The organism is Brevundimonas sp. AVps4, from assembly GCF_058681525.1.
The window spans coordinates 2,564,286-2,581,424 of record NZ_CM178741.1 but is presented as its reverse complement, the minus strand read 5'-3'; the positions used below and the strand labels follow the sequence as shown (position 1 = coordinate 2,581,424).

At 66.8% G+C, this 17,139-nt stretch carries 15 protein-coding genes; 7 read left to right on the top strand and 8 right to left on the bottom strand.

Annotation, left to right across the window (positions count from 1 at the left end; translation table 11 throughout):
* The first annotated feature begins 61 nt into the window (after positions 1–61).
* On the top strand, positions 62–2,350 hold the full coding sequence (locus tag ACW178_RS12760) for a TonB-dependent receptor domain-containing protein (RefSeq protein WP_287104570.1): 2,289 nt from the start codon (positions 62–64) through the stop codon (positions 2,348–2,350).
* 149 nt (positions 2,351–2,499) lie between these two features.
* On the top strand, positions 2,500–5,088 hold the full coding sequence (gene clpB / locus ACW178_RS12755; RefSeq protein WP_191554270.1) for an ATP-dependent chaperone ClpB: 2,589 nt from the start codon (positions 2,500–2,502) through the stop codon (positions 5,086–5,088).
* A 59-nt stretch (positions 5,089–5,147) separates the two neighbouring features.
* Here clpB and ACW178_RS12750 read toward each other — a convergent pair.
* The 3 genes from ACW178_RS12750 to ACW178_RS12740 all read right to left on the bottom strand — a co-directional run bounded on the left by ACW178_RS12750 (position 5,148) and on the right by ACW178_RS12740 (position 8,000).
* Positions 5,148–6,337, bottom strand: a protein-coding gene (locus tag ACW178_RS12750) for an IS3 family transposase (protein WP_183754377.1) whose coding sequence is annotated in 2 segments (ribosomal slippage) — positions 5,148–6,085 and positions 6,085–6,337 — 1,191 coding nt in all. Because the reading frame shifts where the segments join, the coding sequence is not laid out codon by codon here.
* A 56-nt stretch (positions 6,338–6,393) separates the two neighbouring features.
* Positions 6,394–6,921: a hypothetical protein gene (locus ACW178_RS12745; protein ID WP_492024625.1), complete on the bottom strand. Its 528-nt coding sequence runs from the start codon at positions 6,919–6,921 to the stop codon at positions 6,394–6,396.
* A gap of 467 nt (positions 6,922–7,388) precedes the next feature.
* Positions 7,389–8,000, bottom strand: coding sequence for a TIGR02466 family protein (locus ACW178_RS12740; protein WP_191554268.1), 612 nt, complete (start codon positions 7,998–8,000; stop codon positions 7,389–7,391).
* A gap of 99 nt (positions 8,001–8,099) precedes the next feature.
* On the opposite strand from ACW178_RS12740, the gene ACW178_RS12735 reads away from it, so the two are divergent.
* The gene (locus tag ACW178_RS12735) at positions 8,100–9,980 is read left to right on the top strand and encodes an acetyl/propionyl/methylcrotonyl-CoA carboxylase subunit alpha (RefSeq protein ID WP_287105922.1); all 1,881 of its coding nucleotides are present in this window, start codon (positions 8,100–8,102) and stop codon (positions 9,978–9,980) included.
* 7 nt (positions 9,981–9,987) lie between these two features.
* Here the strand turns inward: ACW178_RS12735 and ACW178_RS12730 are convergent, their stop codons facing one another.
* On the bottom strand, positions 9,988–10,278 hold the full coding sequence (locus tag ACW178_RS12730; protein WP_054766195.1) for an antibiotic biosynthesis monooxygenase family protein: 291 nt from the start codon (positions 10,276–10,278) through the stop codon (positions 9,988–9,990).
* A gap of 106 nt (positions 10,279–10,384) precedes the next feature.
* Here ACW178_RS12730 and ACW178_RS12725 point away from each other — a divergent pair, with 106 nt between their 5' ends.
* The 3 genes from ACW178_RS12725 (at position 10,385) to metG (ending at position 13,947) form a co-directional block, all read left to right on the top strand.
* Positions 10,385–10,783 (top strand): DUF1489 family protein, encoded by a 399-nt coding sequence (locus tag ACW178_RS12725; protein ID WP_183214799.1) that lies wholly within the window; start codon positions 10,385–10,387, stop codon positions 10,781–10,783.
* Positions 10,784–10,845: 62 nt separating this feature from the next.
* Positions 10,846–12,192 (top strand): MATE family efflux transporter, encoded by a 1,347-nt coding sequence (locus tag ACW178_RS12720; protein WP_287105925.1) that lies wholly within the window; start codon positions 10,846–10,848, stop codon positions 12,190–12,192.
* A 54-nt stretch (positions 12,193–12,246) separates the two neighbouring features.
* Positions 12,247–13,947: a methionine--tRNA ligase gene (gene metG / locus ACW178_RS12715; RefSeq protein WP_287105927.1), complete on the top strand. Its 1,701-nt coding sequence runs from the start codon at positions 12,247–12,249 to the stop codon at positions 13,945–13,947.
* 10 nt (positions 13,948–13,957) lie between these two features.
* Here the strand turns inward: metG and ACW178_RS12710 are convergent, their stop codons facing one another.
* Positions 13,958–14,272, bottom strand: a complete 315-nt coding sequence (locus ACW178_RS12710) for an ArsR/SmtB family transcription factor (protein ID WP_152950662.1) — start codon at positions 14,270–14,272, stop codon at positions 13,958–13,960.
* A gap of 65 nt (positions 14,273–14,337) precedes the next feature.
* Here ACW178_RS12710 and ACW178_RS12705 point away from each other — a divergent pair, with 65 nt between their 5' ends.
* On the top strand, positions 14,338–14,688 hold the full coding sequence (locus ACW178_RS12705; protein WP_287105929.1) for a carboxymuconolactone decarboxylase family protein: 351 nt from the start codon (positions 14,338–14,340) through the stop codon (positions 14,686–14,688).
* Between the two features lie 332 nt (positions 14,689–15,020).
* Here the strand turns inward: ACW178_RS12705 and ACW178_RS12700 are convergent, their stop codons facing one another.
* The 3 genes from ACW178_RS12700 to rlmB are packed head-to-tail and all read right to left on the bottom strand — an operon-like array spanning position 15,021 to position 17,075.
* Positions 15,021–15,350, bottom strand: coding sequence for a rhodanese-like domain-containing protein (locus ACW178_RS12700; protein ID WP_287105550.1), 330 nt, complete (start codon positions 15,348–15,350; stop codon positions 15,021–15,023).
* Positions 15,347–16,159 carry a YjbE family putative metal transport protein gene (locus ACW178_RS12695; protein WP_191554261.1) on the bottom strand — a complete coding sequence of 271 codons (813 nt, stop codon included), beginning with the start codon at positions 16,157–16,159 and terminating at the stop codon, positions 15,347–15,349. The genes ACW178_RS12700 and ACW178_RS12695 overlap by 4 nt, the downstream gene beginning before the upstream one ends.
* Before the next feature lie 31 nt (positions 16,160–16,190).
* Positions 16,191–17,075 (bottom strand): 23S rRNA (guanosine(2251)-2'-O)-methyltransferase RlmB, encoded by an 885-nt coding sequence (rlmB, locus tag ACW178_RS12690; RefSeq protein WP_152950659.1) that lies wholly within the window; start codon positions 17,073–17,075, stop codon positions 16,191–16,193.
* Between the last annotated feature and the right edge of the window lie 64 nt (positions 17,076–17,139).

Here is a 17,139-nt window from a genome sequence, read left to right as displayed (position 1 = left end):
ATACGCAACGATTATCGATAAGCGTCGGAAGCCGTCCGCCGCACCTTCAGGATCATCGGGGATGACGTCGTCCAAACTCGTTTTGCTGCTCGGCGCGGCCTGGGCCGTGCTGCCCGCCGCCGCCCTGGCCCAGGCGCAAACGCCGCAGCCGTCGCAGACGCCCGCGCCGGCTCAGCAGAGACCGACCCAGACGCCGGCTGGGCAGACGCCGGCCGGGCAGACGCCGCCCGCCTCCGGCCAGCCGGCCTCCGACCAGCCCGCCTCGGTCGGCGACGTCACCGTGACGGCGCGCGCCGACGACGTCCGCACCTCGATCGATTCCGTCAGCTACAGCCTGGCCAATGATCTGCAGGCGACCTCCGGCAGCCTGGCCGACGCCCTGCGCAACGTGCCCTCGGTCGATGTGGACTCGGAGGGCAATGTCTCCCTGCGCGGCGACGCCAATGTCACCATACTGGTCGACGGTCGCCCGTCCGGCATTCTGACCGGCCCCGGTCGCGGGCAGGCGCTGATCCAACTGCCCGCCAGCCAATATGCGCGGATCGAGGTGATGACCAATCCCTCGGCCGCCTACAGCCCCGAGGGGTCGGGCGGAGTCATCAATCTGATCACCAAGCCGACGGCGCCCAAGCCGGGCACGCAATCCACCGGCTCGGTGCGGGCGAACGTCGGCGACAACGGTCGCTGGAACGCCGGCCTCAGCGGATCCTGGCAGAAGGACCGGCTGACCCTGTCGGGCGACCTCAGTTACCGCTCCGATCCGACGGAGCTGAGCTTCAGCCGGACACGGGAGCAACTGGACCCGACGACCGGCGCCGTGGTCGCGACAACCACCGTCGATCAGCCGATCGAGTCCGAGCAGAACGGCGCCTTCGGCCGCTTCACCGCCGAATACAAGCTGGACGACAAGACCCAGATCACCGGCGAACTGCGCGGCGTCGCCTTCGACGGCACGGGCTCGGCCTCCAGCCTGTTCGAAACGCGCAACGCGGGCGGGGCGGTGACGAACGCCTATCGGCGCGAGGGATCGTCGGACTTTGACTTCGCCAACTGGGGCGCCACGGCCCGGGTGCTGCGCCGCTTCGACGGCGACGGCCATGAATGGTCCAACGAACTGCGCTACGATTCCAACAGCAATGAAAACACCAGCCAGGCCCTGACCACCTTCCTGACGCCGGCGGCGGCGGCCCTGTACGAGCGCACTCGGACTGACGTCGATCAGGTCACCTGGGGCTTCACCAGCGCCTATACCCGCCCGATGTCGGACGGCGGCAAGCTGCGCCTGGGCTATGAGCTGAACCTTCAGCGGCCCGAGCAGGACGCCGGCTTTCTGCGTGGCCCGTCCGAGGCCGCCCTGACGCCCGTCCCGGCCCTGAACAACCGGTTCGAGGCCGAGCAGACGGTGCACGCCCTCTACACCACCTACGAACGTCCTCTGGGCGAAAAGCTGTCGGCTCAGCTGGGCCTGCGCCTGGAGCAGGCGGACATCGAGATCAAGGACCTGACCGGCGGCGCCTCGGCGTCCCAGGACTATTTCCGCGCCTATCCGACGGCCCATCTGCAATATCAGCTGTCGGCCGAACAGACCCTGCGCGCCAGCTATTCGCGCCGCATCCAGCGGCCCCAGCCCAGCCAGCTGAATCCCTTCGTCGCCTATCAGGACCCGTTGAACGTCCGTTCCGGCAATCCGGACCTGGAGCCGCAGGAGACCGACAGCTTCGAGGCCATGTGGCAGATGCGCAAGGGCCAGAGCTTCTATCAGGCGACGGCCTATCTGCGGAACACTGACAAGGCCTTCACCGATGTGGCGACCGACATCGGCGGCGGCGTCTTCCTGACCCGACCCGAAAACCTGGGCTCGCGCCAGGATGTGGGCGTCGAGGCGACGGCGAACGGGCGCCTGCTGTCGACCCTGCGCTACAGCGCCGGAGTCAATGTCTTCCGTCAGGAGATCGACTCGGGCGCCGTGGTCGGCGGCGGAGACCGCGAGGCGACCCTGGCCAGCGGACGCCTGAGCCTGAACTGGCAGCCGACGGCCAAGGACTTCGTCCAACTGTCCAGCTTCTGGCAGGGCGACAGTCTTCTGGCCCAGGGGCGGCGCGAGGCCGGCGGCATGGTCAATCTGGGCTATCGTCGCAAGCTGAACGAGCAGCTGTCGTTCAACTTCACCGCGCGCGACCTGTTCAACAGCTTCAACACCACGACCGTCTATGAGACGCCGCAGTTCCGCGAACGCTCGGAGCAGGACATCAAGCTGCGGGCCTTCTACGTCGGCCTGACCTGGAACTTCGGCGGGCCGCGCCGCCAGCCGGAACAGTTCGACTTCTCGACCGGCCCGACCGGCGGCTGAGACATGACGGCGAAGCGCGGGCGGGGTGAAATCTCCCGCCCGCCACCCCTTGTGTGCCCGACGGGTCACACCATCTGGATTTCACAGACCCGTGTCGTCGCTTCCTGAAAGGGCGGCGCGGGCGAAATCCGCCTGATGAGGGGACACCTATGAATCTCGATCTCTATTCCGACCGCGCCAAACAGGCCGTCCAGTCGGCCCAGTCGCTGGCCCTGGCCCGCCGTCACCAGCAGTTCGCCCCCGAACACCTGCTCAAGGTCCTGCTTGAGGAGCGCGACGGTCTGGCCAGAAACCTGATCACCGCCGCCGGCGGCGACGCCCGCCGCGCCGAGGCCGATGTCGAAACCGCGCTGAAGAAGCGCGCCCAGGTCACCGGCGGCTCGGGCCAGCTGTATCTGGACGGCGACACCGCCCGCGTCTTCGCCGCCGCCGAAGAGTCCTCAAAATCCGCCGGCGACGCCTTCGTCACCACCGAACGCCTGCTGGCGGCCCTGGCCAAGGAGGGCGGAACCGCCGCCGAGGTGCTGAAATCCGCCGGTGTGACCGCCGACAAGCTGGAGGCCGCCATCGCTGACGTCCGCAAGGGCAAGACCGCCGACAGCGCCGCCGCCGAAGACGGCTACGACGCCCTGAAACGCTACGCCCGCGACCTGACCCTGGCCGCCCGCGACGGCAAGATCGACCCCGTCATCGGCCGCGACGAAGAGATCCGCCGCACCATCCAGGTCCTGGCCAGGCGCACCAAGAACAACCCCGTCCTGATCGGCGAGCCCGGCGTCGGCAAGACCGCCATCGTCGAGGGCCTGGCCCTGCGCATCGTCAACGGCGACGTGCCCGAATCCTTGCGCGACAAGACCGTCATGGCGCTGGACATGGGCTCCCTGATCGCCGGCGCCAAATACCGCGGCGAGTTCGAGGAGCGGCTGAAGGCCGTGCTTTCCGAGGTTTCGGCGGCCGAGGGCGGCATCGTCCTGTTCATCGACGAGATGCACACCCTGGTCGGCGCCGGCAAAGGCGACGGCGCCATGGACGCCTCCAATCTGCTGAAGCCGGCGCTTGCGCGCGGCGAACTGCACTGCGTCGGCGCCACCACCCTGGATGAATACAGGAAGCACGTCGAAAAGGACGCCGCCCTGGCCCGCCGCTTCCAGCCGGTCTTCGTCTCCGAACCGACGGTGGAGGACACGGTGTCGATCCTCCGTGGACTGAAGGAGAAGTACGAGGTCCACCACGGGGTCCGCATCTCCGACAGCGCCATCGTCGCCGCCGCCACCCTGTCGAACCGCTACATCACCGACCGCTTCCTGCCTGACAAGGCCATCGACCTGATCGACGAGGCCGCCAGCCGCGTGCGCATGGCCGTGGACTCCAAGCCCGAGGCCCTGGACGAGATCGACCGCCGCCTGGTCCAGCTGAAGATCGAGCGGGAGGCCCTGAAGAAGGAGACCGACCAGGCCTCTCAACACCGGCTGGAGAAGCTGGAGGACGAGATCGCCGATCTGGAAGGTCAGTCCGACGACCTGACCGCCCAGTGGAAGGCCGAGAAGGAAAAGGTCGGCCAGGGCGCCCAGTTGCGTGAAACCCTGGACCGCCTGCGTCTGGAGCTGACCAACGCCCAGCGCGCCGGCGACCTGGGGAGAGCGTCCGAGATCGCCTACGGCCAGATCCCCCAGATCGAGAAACAGCTGGCCGAGGCCGAGGCGAACGAGGCCGACAAATCCGGCCCCCTGACGCCCGAGGTGGTCGACGCCGAACAGATCGCCGCCGTCGTCAGCCGCTGGACCGGCGTGCCCGTCGACAAGATGCTGGAGGGCGAGCGCGAAAAACTGCTGAAGATGGAGGAGGCCCTGTCCGCCCGCGTGGTGGGCCAGGACGAGGCTTTGGCCGCCGTCTCCGACGCCGTGCGCCGCGCCCGGGCCGGGCTGAACGACCCCAACCGGCCGCTGGGCAGTTTCCTCTTCCTGGGCCCGACCGGCGTGGGCAAGACCGAACTGACCAAGGCCCTGGCCGACTTCCTGTTCGACGACGAGGCCGCCATCACCCGGCTGGACATGTCCGAATATATGGAGAAGCACAGCGTCAGCCGCCTGATCGGCGCCCCTCCCGGCTATGTCGGCTATGACGAGGGCGGCGCCCTGACCGAGGCTGTCCGTCGCCGCCCCTATCAGGTCGTTCTGTTCGACGAGGTCGAAAAGGCCCACCCCGACGTCTTCAACGTGCTGCTGCAAGTGCTGGACGACGGCCGCCTGACCGACGGCCAGGGGCGGACCATCGACTTCCGCAACACCCTGATCATCATGACCTCCAACCTGGGCAGCCAGTATCTGGCCGATCAGGGCGAGGGCGAGGATGTGGAGGCCGTCCGCCCCTTCGTCATGGAGGCCGTCCGCGCCCACTTCCGGCCCGAGTTCCTGAACCGGATCGACGAGATCATCCTGTTCCACCGCCTGGGCCGCGACCAGATGGGCGGGATCGTGCGGATCCAGCTGTCACGGTTCGAAAAGCTGCTGGCCGACCGCCGCATGACGCTGGACCTGGACGACGCCGCCCTGGCCTGGCTGGCCGACCGCGGCTACGACCCGGCCTATGGGGCGCGGCCGCTGAAACGGGTGATCCAGAAGGAGCTGGTGGACCCGATTGCGCGCAAACTGCTGGCCGGCGAGATCGAGGACGGCGGGGTGATTGCCGTCACCGCCGGCGAGGGCGGGTTGGAGATCGGGAAGGCGCGGGTGCATTAGCACCCGGCTATGCACCAGCTTTGGCGCGGGTTCGCTTGACCTGACGTGACCCCCGTTTCTCATCCAGCCATAACGAGAGTCCTTTGGTGATCTGAACTGGGGTTGGTGGGGTTGGCAAGAGGCCGGTCAGCGCAGCTTTCAACCAGCGCAGCGGACCGGCCGATCTGTCCGGTGAGCGCATCTGCATAAGCCTGCGGCGTCAGCCACCCGAGCTTCGAGTGCGGACGCCGCTCGTTGTAATCGCGCCGCCAGGCCTCCAGCACGGCGCGGGCGTGCGGCAGGGATCGGAACAGCGTCTCGTTCAGCAGCTCGTCACGCAGGCGGCCGTTGAAGCTCTCGTTGAAGCCGTTCTGCTGAGGCTTGCCCGGCGCGATGTAGTGCCAGCCCACACCGGCGTCGTCGGCCCAGGCCAGGATGGCGTTGGACGTATATTCCGTGCCGTTGTCGCTGATGATCGTCTCGGGTCGCCCGCGTCGCAGGATGATGGCGTCCAACTCGCGCGCCACCCGTCGCCCTGACAGCGAGGTATCGGCGACGAGCCCGAGGCACTCGCGGGTGCAGTTGTCGATCACCGTCAGTATGCGGAAGCGCCGCCCGTCGGTCATCTGATCGGACACGAAGTCCAGCGACCAGCGCTGGTTCGCGACCAGAGGGATCTCCAGCGGCCGCCTTGTGCCCATGGCGCGTTTTCGCCCGCCACGCCGGCGCACCGTCAGCTTCTCCTCGCGGTAGATCCGCTGGACCCGCTTCTTGTTGACCGCATGGCCCTCGCGCCGGAGCATCACGTGCAGACGTCGATAGCCGAACCGCCGACGCTCCTGGGCCAGGGCCTTCAGCCGATCCCGCAGGGCGCCATCGTCCGGTCGCGTCGCCTGATAGCGCACGCTCGTCCGATCCACACCCAGCACCCGACAAGCCCGCCGCTCGCTCATCGCGTAGGCCGACTGCAGGTGCGCCGCCGCCGCTCGATGAGCTGCGGGCGTCACCACTTTTTTCCCAGCAAATCCTTCAGCGCGACGTTGTCCAGCATCGAGTCCGCCAGCATCCGCTTCAGCTTGGCGTTCTCGTCTTCCAGAGCCTTCAGACGCCGGGCCTCCGACACGTCCATACCGCCATACTTGGCCTTCCACTTGTAGAAGGTCGGCGAGCTCAGCCCGTGCTTCCTGCACAGATCCGCCACCGGGACGCCGGCCTCCTGCTCACGCAGGATCCCGATGATCTGCTCTTCCGTGAACCTTGATCGCTTCATTCTGTCCGTCCTTTCGAGGGGCGGACTCTAGCTATTCCTGGAGGAGTTTCAGGGGGTCACGTCAGCATCTCTGCCCAAATGTTTTCTCTCCGAGTGACATCAAGGATTTGCTCTGCATCTTGGATTTGGTGGAGTGCGTTATACACAGCAGTAAATGCATCGTAGTTGGTGCAATCTAAACGCCAATTCGGACCTTCCTTTCGGGGGAGTTGGCGAACCGAAATTCGGTGATTGACCAAATCCTCGAGAATCCATTTGTATGCGAAGTAGCGATCACCAATTTTTGCGGCCGCAGCATCTGCAGGAGCCCGGATAAACTTCCTCGCAATGTCTGGCTCTCCACCTTGTAAGAGATCCACGGCCCAGATCATTTGGAGAAACGCTTCCTCATCCGATCGCTGGAGGAGTTGCTTTAACCGACCCTTTGACCGCTCCAGTCGGAAGCGGGTCATTTTCGCTACAATTTCTTCTTTCGGCTTTTGATCCAAGGCTCGTTCCCGCTTCGCAGAAAACGCCGAGAAAAAGCTAAGTCTGGGAACTAAGCAAGAACATTCGCTGTGCTCTTCCACATACCACAAGGCCACGGCATCTTCTTAGCCACCGGCTTCTTCCCAGTCTGGGCCGCGAAGGCGCGGCTCGCCGTAGGATGACGAAAGGAGGGTCGGCGCGCAGGCTGGTGATGCGGCTTAGAACCCCTCTCTCACGCCGCTGCGCTTCGCGCTGCGTCCCCATTTCATGGGGAGGAGACAGGCAAGGGCCGTCGCACCGTCTCCTCCCCGCCTGCGGGGAGGGGGACCGCCGCGCCGCTTACGCGGGGGTGGAGGGGTTCTGGACGCCGCACGAGGCGGACGCCCCCACGCCCGGCATAGGCGAAAGACCCTCTCCCGCTTGCGGGGGAGACCATCCCCGGCGTCCGCGTAGCGGACCAGGGTCGGAGGGGGAAGTGTCGCCAAAAAGGAAGACTTCCCCCATCGTCAGCCGTCTCGCTGCGCTCGACGAGCTGACACTTCCCCCGCAGGCGGGGGAAGGTCCGTGTCGCCCACGGGGCGCCTCAGGCGTAGTTGAAGCTGATCGAAATCCGGTCGGACTTGGCCTGGTTGGTCGGCACCTCGTGGCGCAGCCAGCTTTCCCACATCAGCACCGTCCCGGCCTGGGGCCGCAGATAGACGAAGGGGCGTTCGGCCTCGGGGGCGTCGTCGGTGAGGCCGGGGCGGGCCATCATGAAGGGCAGGCGGGGGTCTTCCAGCTTCAGCGCGGAGGCGCCGTCGGGCACGTCGATATAGACGGTGCCGGACAGATAGGCGTGGGGGTGGATATGGCTGGTGTGGCCGCCGCCGGGCTTCAATATATTGACCCACAGATTGTCCAGACGCGGCTTGCGGGCCAGGTCGAAGTTCAGGGCCTGGGCATAGGCCAGGGCGTGGCGGTCCAGATGGCGCTTCAGCTCTGCGAACTCGGGGAAGCGCTGGGGCAGGTCGTTCAGAGAGGCGTAGGAGGTGTAGCCGCGATAGGCGTTGTCGCGGCACCAGCGGCGGCCGGCGGCGTCTTCTTCGGCCATCATCCGGACCACCTCGATCAGCTGGGCGTTGAAGGCCGGCCAGCCGCTTCCCTCGGCGAGGGAGGCTTCATAGACCTGGGTGACGAAGAGGGGGCGCAGGGACATGGGGCCGGGATAGCCGGTCTGGCGCGGGGCGCAAGGCCTCGCCGTCGCAGCCGGGGAGAACCGCTGGGCAGGGGCGCACGATCCGGCTAAGACCGGGGCATGTTCAAGTCCGTCCTTGTCGCCAATCGCGGCGAAATCGCCTGTCGCGTCTTCCGCACCGCCCAGCGGATGGGGATTCGCACCATCGCCGTCTATTCGGAGGCCGACGCCCAGGCCCTGCATGTGCGGGCGGCGGACGAGGCGGTGCTGATCGGGCCGGCGCCGGCGCGTGAGAGCTATCTGGACGGGGCCAAGGTGCTGGCGGCGGCCAAGGCGACGGGGGCCGAGGCCATCCACCCCGGCTATGGCTTCCTGAGCGAAAACGCCGACTTCGCCGAGGCGGTGGCGGCGGCGGGGCTGATCTGGATCGGGCCGGACCCGGCTTCGATCCGGGCCATGGGGCTGAAGGACGCGGCCAAGGAACTGATGATCCAGGCCGGGGTGCCGGTGACGCCCGGCTATCAGGGCGCAGACCAGTCGCAAGAGACCCTGACGGCCGAGGCGGCGCGGATCGGCTATCCGGTGCTGATCAAGGCCGTGGCGGGCGGCGGCGGCAAGGGGATGAAACGGGTCGATGACCCGGCCGATTTCGCCGCCGGCCTGGCCAGCGCCCGGCGCGAGGCGGCGGCCGCCTTCGGCGACGACCGGGTGCTGATCGAACGCTACATCACCCGCCCGCGCCATATCGAGGTGCAGGTGTTCGGGGATCGGCACGGCGAGGTCGTGCATCTGTATGAGCGGGACTGCTCCCTGCAACGCCGCCACCAGAAGGTGATCGAAGAGGCGCCGGCTCCGGGCATGAGCGAGGCCGTGCGCGCCGCTGTAACGGACGCGGCGATCAAGGCGGCCAAGGCGGTCAACTATGTCGGGGCCGGGACGATCGAATTCATCGCCGACGCCTCGGACGGGCTGAAGGCGGACGGCGTCTGGTTCATGGAGATGAACACCCGGCTTCAGGTCGAACATCCGGTGACCGAGAGCGTGACCGGCGTCGACCTGGTCGAATGGCAGTTCCGGGTGGCGGCGGGCGAGCCCCTGCCGCTGAAGCAGGATCAGATCCGCCTGAACGGCTGGGCCATGGAGGCCCGCCTCTATGCCGAAGATCCGGCGACCGGCTTCCTGCCGTCGATTGGGCGGCTGGACCATTTCGTCATGCCCGAAGGAATTCGGGTCGACACCGGCGTGGAACAGGGCGGCGAGGTCAGCCAGTTCTACGACCCGATGATCGCCAAGCTGATCGTGCATGAGGACACCCGCGAGGCGGCGGCGGCGCGGCTGGCCGAGGCGGCGGGCGAGGTCGAGGTCTGGCCGGTCAAGACCAATGCGGGCTTTCTGAAACGTTGCCTGGACCATCCGCGCTTTGTGGCGGGGGATGTGGATACCGGGTTCATCGCGGCGGAGGAGGGGGCGTTGTCCCACCCGATGGTCTCCAAAGCTGTCATCAATGACGCCAGCGATTTGCTGTGGAGATCCAGATCTGTGAACCCGGCCGATACCTGGGACACTGAGTATGGCGCGGTCGGCTTTCGCCTCAATGCGTTGCCGGTGACGGAGCACGCTTTCTTCATCAACGGGACGGCGCATCAGGGAGGCTATCTGTGTGGCCAGCCTTTAGTCCGTTACGGCCCCGAAATTGATGGCGGCTTCGTCGTCTTCTATCAGGGTGACGCCTATGAGGTGTCGCGTCGCGCGCCGCGAACCGGGTCGGCAGGCGCCGTTTCCGACGGCTCCCTTCGCGCCCCCATGCCCGGCAAGGTCGTCGCCGCCCCGGTCAAGGCGGGCGACGCTGTAACCAAGGGTCAGCCGGTCGTGGTGCTGGAGGCGATGAAGATGGAGCACGCCCTGACGGCGCCCTTCGACGGGGTTGTCGAAAGCGTCGCGGCCGTCGGGGATCAGGTGGGGGAGGCGGCGGTTCTGGCGGTGGTCAAGGCGCCGGACTGATCGCGGATCAAAACCCGATCCCGCCCAGGGGGCGGGTCAGGATGGACTCATCCATCTTGGCCATCAGGCCGTAAACGGCTCGCCAGGCGCCGCTGGCGCGCAGGTCCCGGCTCCAGGACTGGTGGGTGGGCTGATCGACCCAGACCTCCGTCACCCACAGGGTTTCCGCGTCGGCCAGGTCGTGGGCGACGATGTAGGAATGGCATCCGTGTTTCTTCACGGCCGGATCGGTCAGCAGAAGCGCCAGTTCGTCGCGGCGGCCGGGATGCGCCGTCAGGCGCGTAATCAATCCGTACATGGTCGTTCCGTTGCGCCGTGAATGAGAAGAAGGCACGGACCGCACCCTAAGGTCCGACCGTAAAGAGAAACTGGCGAAGGCCCTTAAGGGAGATTACGTGGTCGCCATGCCGCTTCACATGATCAAGCTGGGCGTCGGGGTGCCCGACGTCGAATGGCTGGAACGCCGCGCCGCCAAGGGCGGACCTCTGGTGGTTCACACCCGAATGACGCCCAAACGCGCTTCGGAAATCGAGGACGGCGGGTCGCTGTACTGGGTGGTGAAGGGCGTGATCGTCTGTCGCCAGCCGGTTCTGGACATCACGACCCTGGGCGAGGGCAAGCAGAGCCGGTGCGAGATCATGCTGGAGCCTCGGGTGATCCGCACGGCGCCCCTGGCGCGGCGGCCCTTCCAGGGCTGGCGCTATTTCGAGCCCAAGGACGTCCCGCCTGATCTGGATACGCTGGACGCCGGCGAGGCGCCGGAGGAGCTGGTCCGTCAACTGCGTGAACTGGGCGCCTGGTAGCCAAGACCCCAGAGTTTTTGGGAGTTGACCCCGACGATCCCGCATGGCCTGTGCCGCGTCCGATGATCGCGCTCAGCTCCCAGACCCGCACCGCCTTCCACGACCTGCTGAACCTGGCCTGGCCGGTGATCCTGGCGCGGATCGGCATCATGACCATGGGTCTGACCGACGCCATTGTCGTCGGCAATTTCTCAAGCCGCGAACTGGCCTTCCACTCTCTGGCCTGGGCGCCGACGTCCATCGTGGTGACGACGGCGGTCGGTCTGATGCTGGGCGTTCAGGTGATGACCGCGCGGATGCTGGGCGAGGGACGGCGGCACTCGGTCGGCTCGGTGCTGCGCCGGGGCATGACCTATTCGTTGCAGATCGGCGTGGTCTCCATGATCGCCCTGATCGTGGTCGGACCCTGGGGACTCGGCAAGATGGGCCTGGAAGACGGTCTGGCCGAGGGGGCGAGCCCCGCCCTGATCGTCTTCGCCCTGTCCATGCCCTTTTATCTGATCTCGGTGACGGGCCAATTCTTCCTGGAAGCCCTGGGGCGGCCCAAGCCCGGCATGGTCGCCATGTGGGTCGCCAATGGGGTCAATCTGACGCTGAACCTGCTGTTGGTGCCGGATCTTTTGAGGATCGGCTTCAACGGCGCCTTCGCCTCGGCCTGGGCGACCTTCGGGGCGCGGGCGGCCCTGGCGCTCTTTCTGGTGGTTTATATTCTGCGCCTGCCCGAGGCGCGCGCCCTGGGTGTATTCGACAAGCCCGAACGCGATCCCCAGGCCGCGCGGGAACAGGTCAAGGTCGGCCTGGGCGCCGGCGCCTCCTATTTTATCGAGGTCGGAGCCTTTTCCGGTTTCACCTTCTTCGCCGGCCAGATCGGCGCGGCCGAGACGGCGGCCTGGGCCGTGGTGCTGAACGTCTCGGCCATCGTCTTCATGCTGCCCATGGGGCTGTCCTCGGCGACGGCGGTGCTGGTGGGCCGCAGCTATGGCGCCGGCGATGGCCGAGGGGTGTTGCGGGCCGGTCTGGTCGGCCTGGGCGTCGTCACGGCCCTGACCTTCGTCGTCGCCCTGGCGGTCTGGCCCAGCGCCCATCTGATCGTCGGCGCCTATAACCGCGACCCGGCGCTCTTGGCCATCGCCGCCCCGGCGCTGGTGCTGGCGACCCTGTTCTTCGTGGCGGACGGCATCCAGGTGGTGGCCGCCCAGGCGAACCGCGCGGCGGGCGACGTCTGGTGGCCGACTATCCTGCATTTCACCGCCTATGGGGCTGTCATGATGCCGCTGGGCTGGGTCCTCGCGCACCAAATGGGCGTGAACGGCTTGGTGTGGGCGGTGGTCATCGCCAGCCTTGCCTCCTCGACCCTGTTGACGGGGCGATTCATCCGTATTGCGCGCCGTCTGCCGCAAGGCGTTTGAGGAAACCGCGCCGCCGCTCTATATCCCTGCGCTTCCCCGAACTCCTGGACGATCATGGCCCGCATCCTCATCACCTCGGCGCTGCCCTACATCAACGGCATCAAGCACCTGGGGAATCTGGCGGGCTCGATGTTGCCGGCCGACGTCTGGGCGCGGTTCAAGCGGGCCCAGGGCCATCAGGTCCTCTATATCTGCGCCACTGACGAGCACGGCACCCCGGCTGAACTCGCCGCCGCCGCCGCCGGTCAGGACGTGCGGACCTATTGCGACGAGCAGCACGAGATCCAGAAGGCCGCCGGCCAGGCCTTCGGCCTCAGCTACGACTGGTTCGGCCGGTCCTCGAACCCGCAGAACCATCGCCTGACCCAGCATTTCGCCGAGGCGCTGGAGAAGAACGGCCTGATCGAGGAGCGGGTGGATCGGATGATCTATTCGATCGACGACGCCCGTTTCCTGCCCGACCGCTATGTCGAGGGGACCTGCCCCCACTGCGGCCATGTCGGCGCGCGCGGCGATCAGTGCGACAACTGCGGACGGCTGCTGGACCCGACCGACTTGATCGACCCCTATTCGTCAGTGTCGGGCTCCCGGAATCTGGAGGTACGTGACACCCGCCACCTGTATCTGCTTCAGACCCGGATCGAGCCCCAGATCCGCGCCTGGGTCGACGGCAAGACCGGCTGGCAGACCCTGGCCAAGTCCATCGCCTACAAGCATCTGGACGAGGGGCTGATCGATCGGGGCATCACCCGCGACCTGGTCTGGGGCGTGCCGGTGACCAAGGACGGCTTTCCCCGCCCGGGCATGGAGGACAAGGTCTTCTACGTCTGGTTCGACGCCCCCATCGAATATATAGCCGCGACCGAGGAGTGGGCCGAGGCTACGGGCCGGACCTGGCGCGACTGGTGGCGTCTGGACGAGGGGGCGGACGACGTCCGCTACGTCCAGTTCATGGGCAAGGACAATGTCGCCTTTCACACGGTCAGTTTCCCCGCGACCATCATCGGCTCGGGCGAGCCGTGGAAGACGGTGGACCAGCTGAAGGCCTTCAACTGGCTGAACTGGTATGGCGGCAAGTTCTCGACCAGCCAGAAGCGCGGCGTCTTCATGGACCAGGCGCTGGAGCTGCTGCCGGCCGACTACTGGCGATGGCGCCTGACGGCCTATGGGCCGGAGCACGCGGATTCGGCCTTCACCTGGGAGGATTTCCAGGCCTCGACCAACAAGGACCTGGCCGATGTGCTAGGGAATTTCGTCAATCGGATCGTCAAGTTCGCCGAGTCCAAGTTCGACGGCGTGGTGCCCGAGGGCGGCGAGGCGGGACCGGTCGAGATTAAGCTGGAGGCCGACATCCGGGCCACCGTGGCCGAGGCGACCGAACAGTTCGAGGCGATGGAGTTCCGCAAGGCCGCCGTCGCCGTCCGCGCCGCCTGGGTGCTGGGCAACGAATATCTGCAGGTCGCGGCCCCCTGGACGGCCCTGAAGACCGATCGCGACCGGGCGGCGGTGGGCGTGCGCACCGGCCTGAACCTGGTGGCCCTGTTCGCCCGGTTGGCGGCACCGATTCTGCCCTTCTCGGCTGAGAAGATCGCCGCCTCGGTCGGTTCGACCGATCTCAGCTGGCCCGCAGCGGACGAGGACTTGCTGAACCGTCTGCCGGTCAGCGGCAAGGTCGAGGCTCAGGGCGTGCTGTTCGCCAAGATCGAAGACGCCCAGGTGGCGGAATGGTCCGAACGCTTCGGCGGGGCGGAGTAGGGCGACCGCCTCAGTCCGCCTGCAGGCTGCCGCAGAAATGGGCGTGCAGCACGTCCATGACCTGAACCGCCGCCGGATGGACGATGAAATAGGTCAGGGTGCGGTGGTCGCGGCGAACGTCGATCACCCCCTCGTCCTTCAGCTTGGCCAGATGCTGGGACATGGATGTAGGGGCCATGCCGGTCTCGGCGATCAGGGTGGAGACGTTGCGCTCTCCCTGGGCCAGGGCGCACAGGATCAGCAGCCGGTGCGGACTGGCCAGCCCCTTCAGAAACGCCGCCGCCTGATCCGCTCGGGCCGGAAGGCCGTCGAAGACAGCGGTCATCGGTAGGTCTTTACATTTCATATTTCGATCATATCATAAATATCGAAATTGAAAAGGAGGCCGTTATGGCCAAGGACTATACGGCGCTGACGCGCGATATCTCGGCCTATATCGGTGAACTGCGCCGGGCGCAGCCGGGGCCGATGCAGGCCTTTTCGGAACTGGCCAAGACGGCGACCGCCGACGGCGCCCTGGACAAGAAGACCAAAGAGCTGATCGCCCTGGCGATCGGCGTGTCCCAGCGGTGCGACGGCTGTATCGGCTTTCATGCCAAGGCGCTGAAGGATTTGGGCGCGACGCGCGACGAGATCGCCGAAGTCATGGCCATGACGGTCTATATGGGCGGCGGCCCGGCCCTGATGTACGCCGCCGACGCCCTGCGCGCCTTCGACCAGTTCACCGAAGCGGCGAACTAGGGCCAATCGACATTGGGCCTGCCGCCGTCCTGCCGGGCGGCGCGCAGCCGCCGACCCAGGAGAGGCGCCTCGGGCGTTGAAGACTCTACTCCATTGAGTTTCGGTCTTCCTTCCCGCGTCAGCGGAAGGGAAAACGTCCGGCGGCGGAACGCCGATTGAGGGTGGGTTCATCACAACGGAGCACGACGAGTTCACGGCGAACACGGCGCGTTCCGACGGCGTCGTGACCGCTGTGAATCCGCCGTGCTCGCTGTGATGAACCCGGTCGCCGCATCAAGGCCTCTGACGCGGGAAGAGCGGCCTGACCGCAGTAAGCTGAATGTCGATTGAACCTAGTCCTCGACGATCGGCAGACCGGCGGCGGCCCAGGCCTGGATCCCGCCGGTCAGGTTGAACAGCGGCTGGCCCTCCGGCCCGGTCGGACCCACATAGGCGCAGACCTGATGGCTGCGACCGCCCTTCAGGCACATGACCACGATCTTGCGGTCGGCCGGCAGGTCCAGCGCCTGCCAGGCGGCGGGCATGGCGCTGAGCGGGGCCAGGACGGCGCCGTCGATGCGGGCGGCGGCGAACTCGTCCGCTTCGCGCACGTCGATCAGCACGGCTTCGCCCGACTGAAGCCAGGCCGCCGCCTCTTCGACGGTGACGGTCGCGACCGTCATGCGGCGGGAACGGGCTTGGGCTCAGCCGGCGCGGTCACCGCGCTGTCTTCGGCGCGCTTCTGGCCCAGATGTTTGGCGGCTTCCTTCGGGCTGATCTCGATGAAGGCCGGGGCCGAGGCGTTGAACTGCTCCATATTGCCGGTGCGGACCACCACCTGACGCGCGCCGTCCCAGATCATATGCAGGGCGACGTACAGAACCACGACCAGACCGACATAGCCGATCCAGCGGAAGCGGTGCAGCAGACGGGCGATATAGGTCGCCGCCACACCCATCAGGGCGATGGATAGGATCAGGCCGAAGACCATGATCCAAGGGTGTTCGTGGGCGGCGCCGGCGACGGCCAGCACATTGTCCAGCGACATGGTGATGTCGGCGATCATGATCTGGAGCAGGGCGGCGCCGAAGGACTTGCGCTTGACGCCCAGCTCTTCGGGCGAGGGGCCGGTGCCGTGCTCGATGCTAAGGGCGAGCTCCAGCTCCTTTTCCGCCTCGGCCTGATCGTGGGTGCGCTGCTCCTGCAGTTCTCGCCACATCTTCCAACAGACCCAAAGCAGCAGAAGACCGCCCGCCAGCAGCAGCCCGACCAGGGCCAGCAGCTGCACGGTGATCAGGGCGAAGCCGATGCGCATGACCACGGCGGCGGCCAGGCCGATCAGAATGGCCTTCTTGCGCTGTTCCTGGGGCAGGGCGGCGGCGGCCAGGCCGACGGCGACGGCGTTGTCGCCGGCCAGGACCAGATCCATCAGCAGAACCTGGCCCAGCGCGGTCGCTTGGCTGGCGAGTTCGGGAGAAGAGAGGAATTCCATGGCGGCTCCTTAACCTCGCCCGCGCCGTCTGTCAGCCGCGTTGCGCGCGCGCAGCCTCATAAAGCGCCACGGCCGCCGCATTGGAGACGTTCAGGCTCTCGAATCCGCCCGGCATGGGGATCTTGGCCAGGACGTCGCAATGTTCGGCCACCAGACGACGGATGCCGTCGCCTTCGGAACCCATGACCAGGACCGTCGGCTGGGCGTCCAGCGCCTCTTCCAGCGTCTGGTCGGCCGAACCGTCCAGGCCGACCGCGCGCCAGCCCAGATCCGCCAGTCTTTCCAGGGCGCGCGACAGATTGGTCACTCGCGCATGGGGCAGGCGTTCGGTGGCGCCGACCGCCGCCTTGGCCAGGGCGCCGGCCAGGGCGGGCGCATGGCGATCCTGAACGACGATCCCCCGAGCCCCAAAAGCCAGGGCGGAGCGGAAGACGGCGCCGACGTTCTGCGGATCGGTCAACTGGTCCAGCATGACGATGACCCCCTGGGCCGGATCGGCCAGATCGTCCAGCGACACTCCTTCCAGCGGCTGGACCTTGAAGGCCAGGCCCTGATGGACGGCGCCGGGCGGCAGCATGCGGGTCAGGATCTGGCCCTCGACCACTTCGATCTTGTGGCCGTGCGCCAATCGGCCCTCCTCGATTTCGGCGGCGCGCTCGGGCGTGGCCAGCAACCGGCCCATGCCGCGCCGCGCCGGATTCGCCAGGGCGGCGAGGACGGGGTGACGGCCCCACAGAAAATTATCGGCGTCCGCCTTGCCGCGATCGGGCGAACGCGGGGTTCGGCTCGCATCATCTCGGCCGGAAAAGCCTTTTGCGACAGGCTTTTGGCCCCTTTCCCGCGGGCCGGAAGATGGGTTTGCTGGGATTGGCTTTTTACCGCTTCTACGGTCGTTGCGTTCTGATTTCGACGACACTATAAGACGCCCTCCGATTTGGAGCCCCAAGGGCTTTCGGGTCTGGGCGCCCCCTCTATCGCAG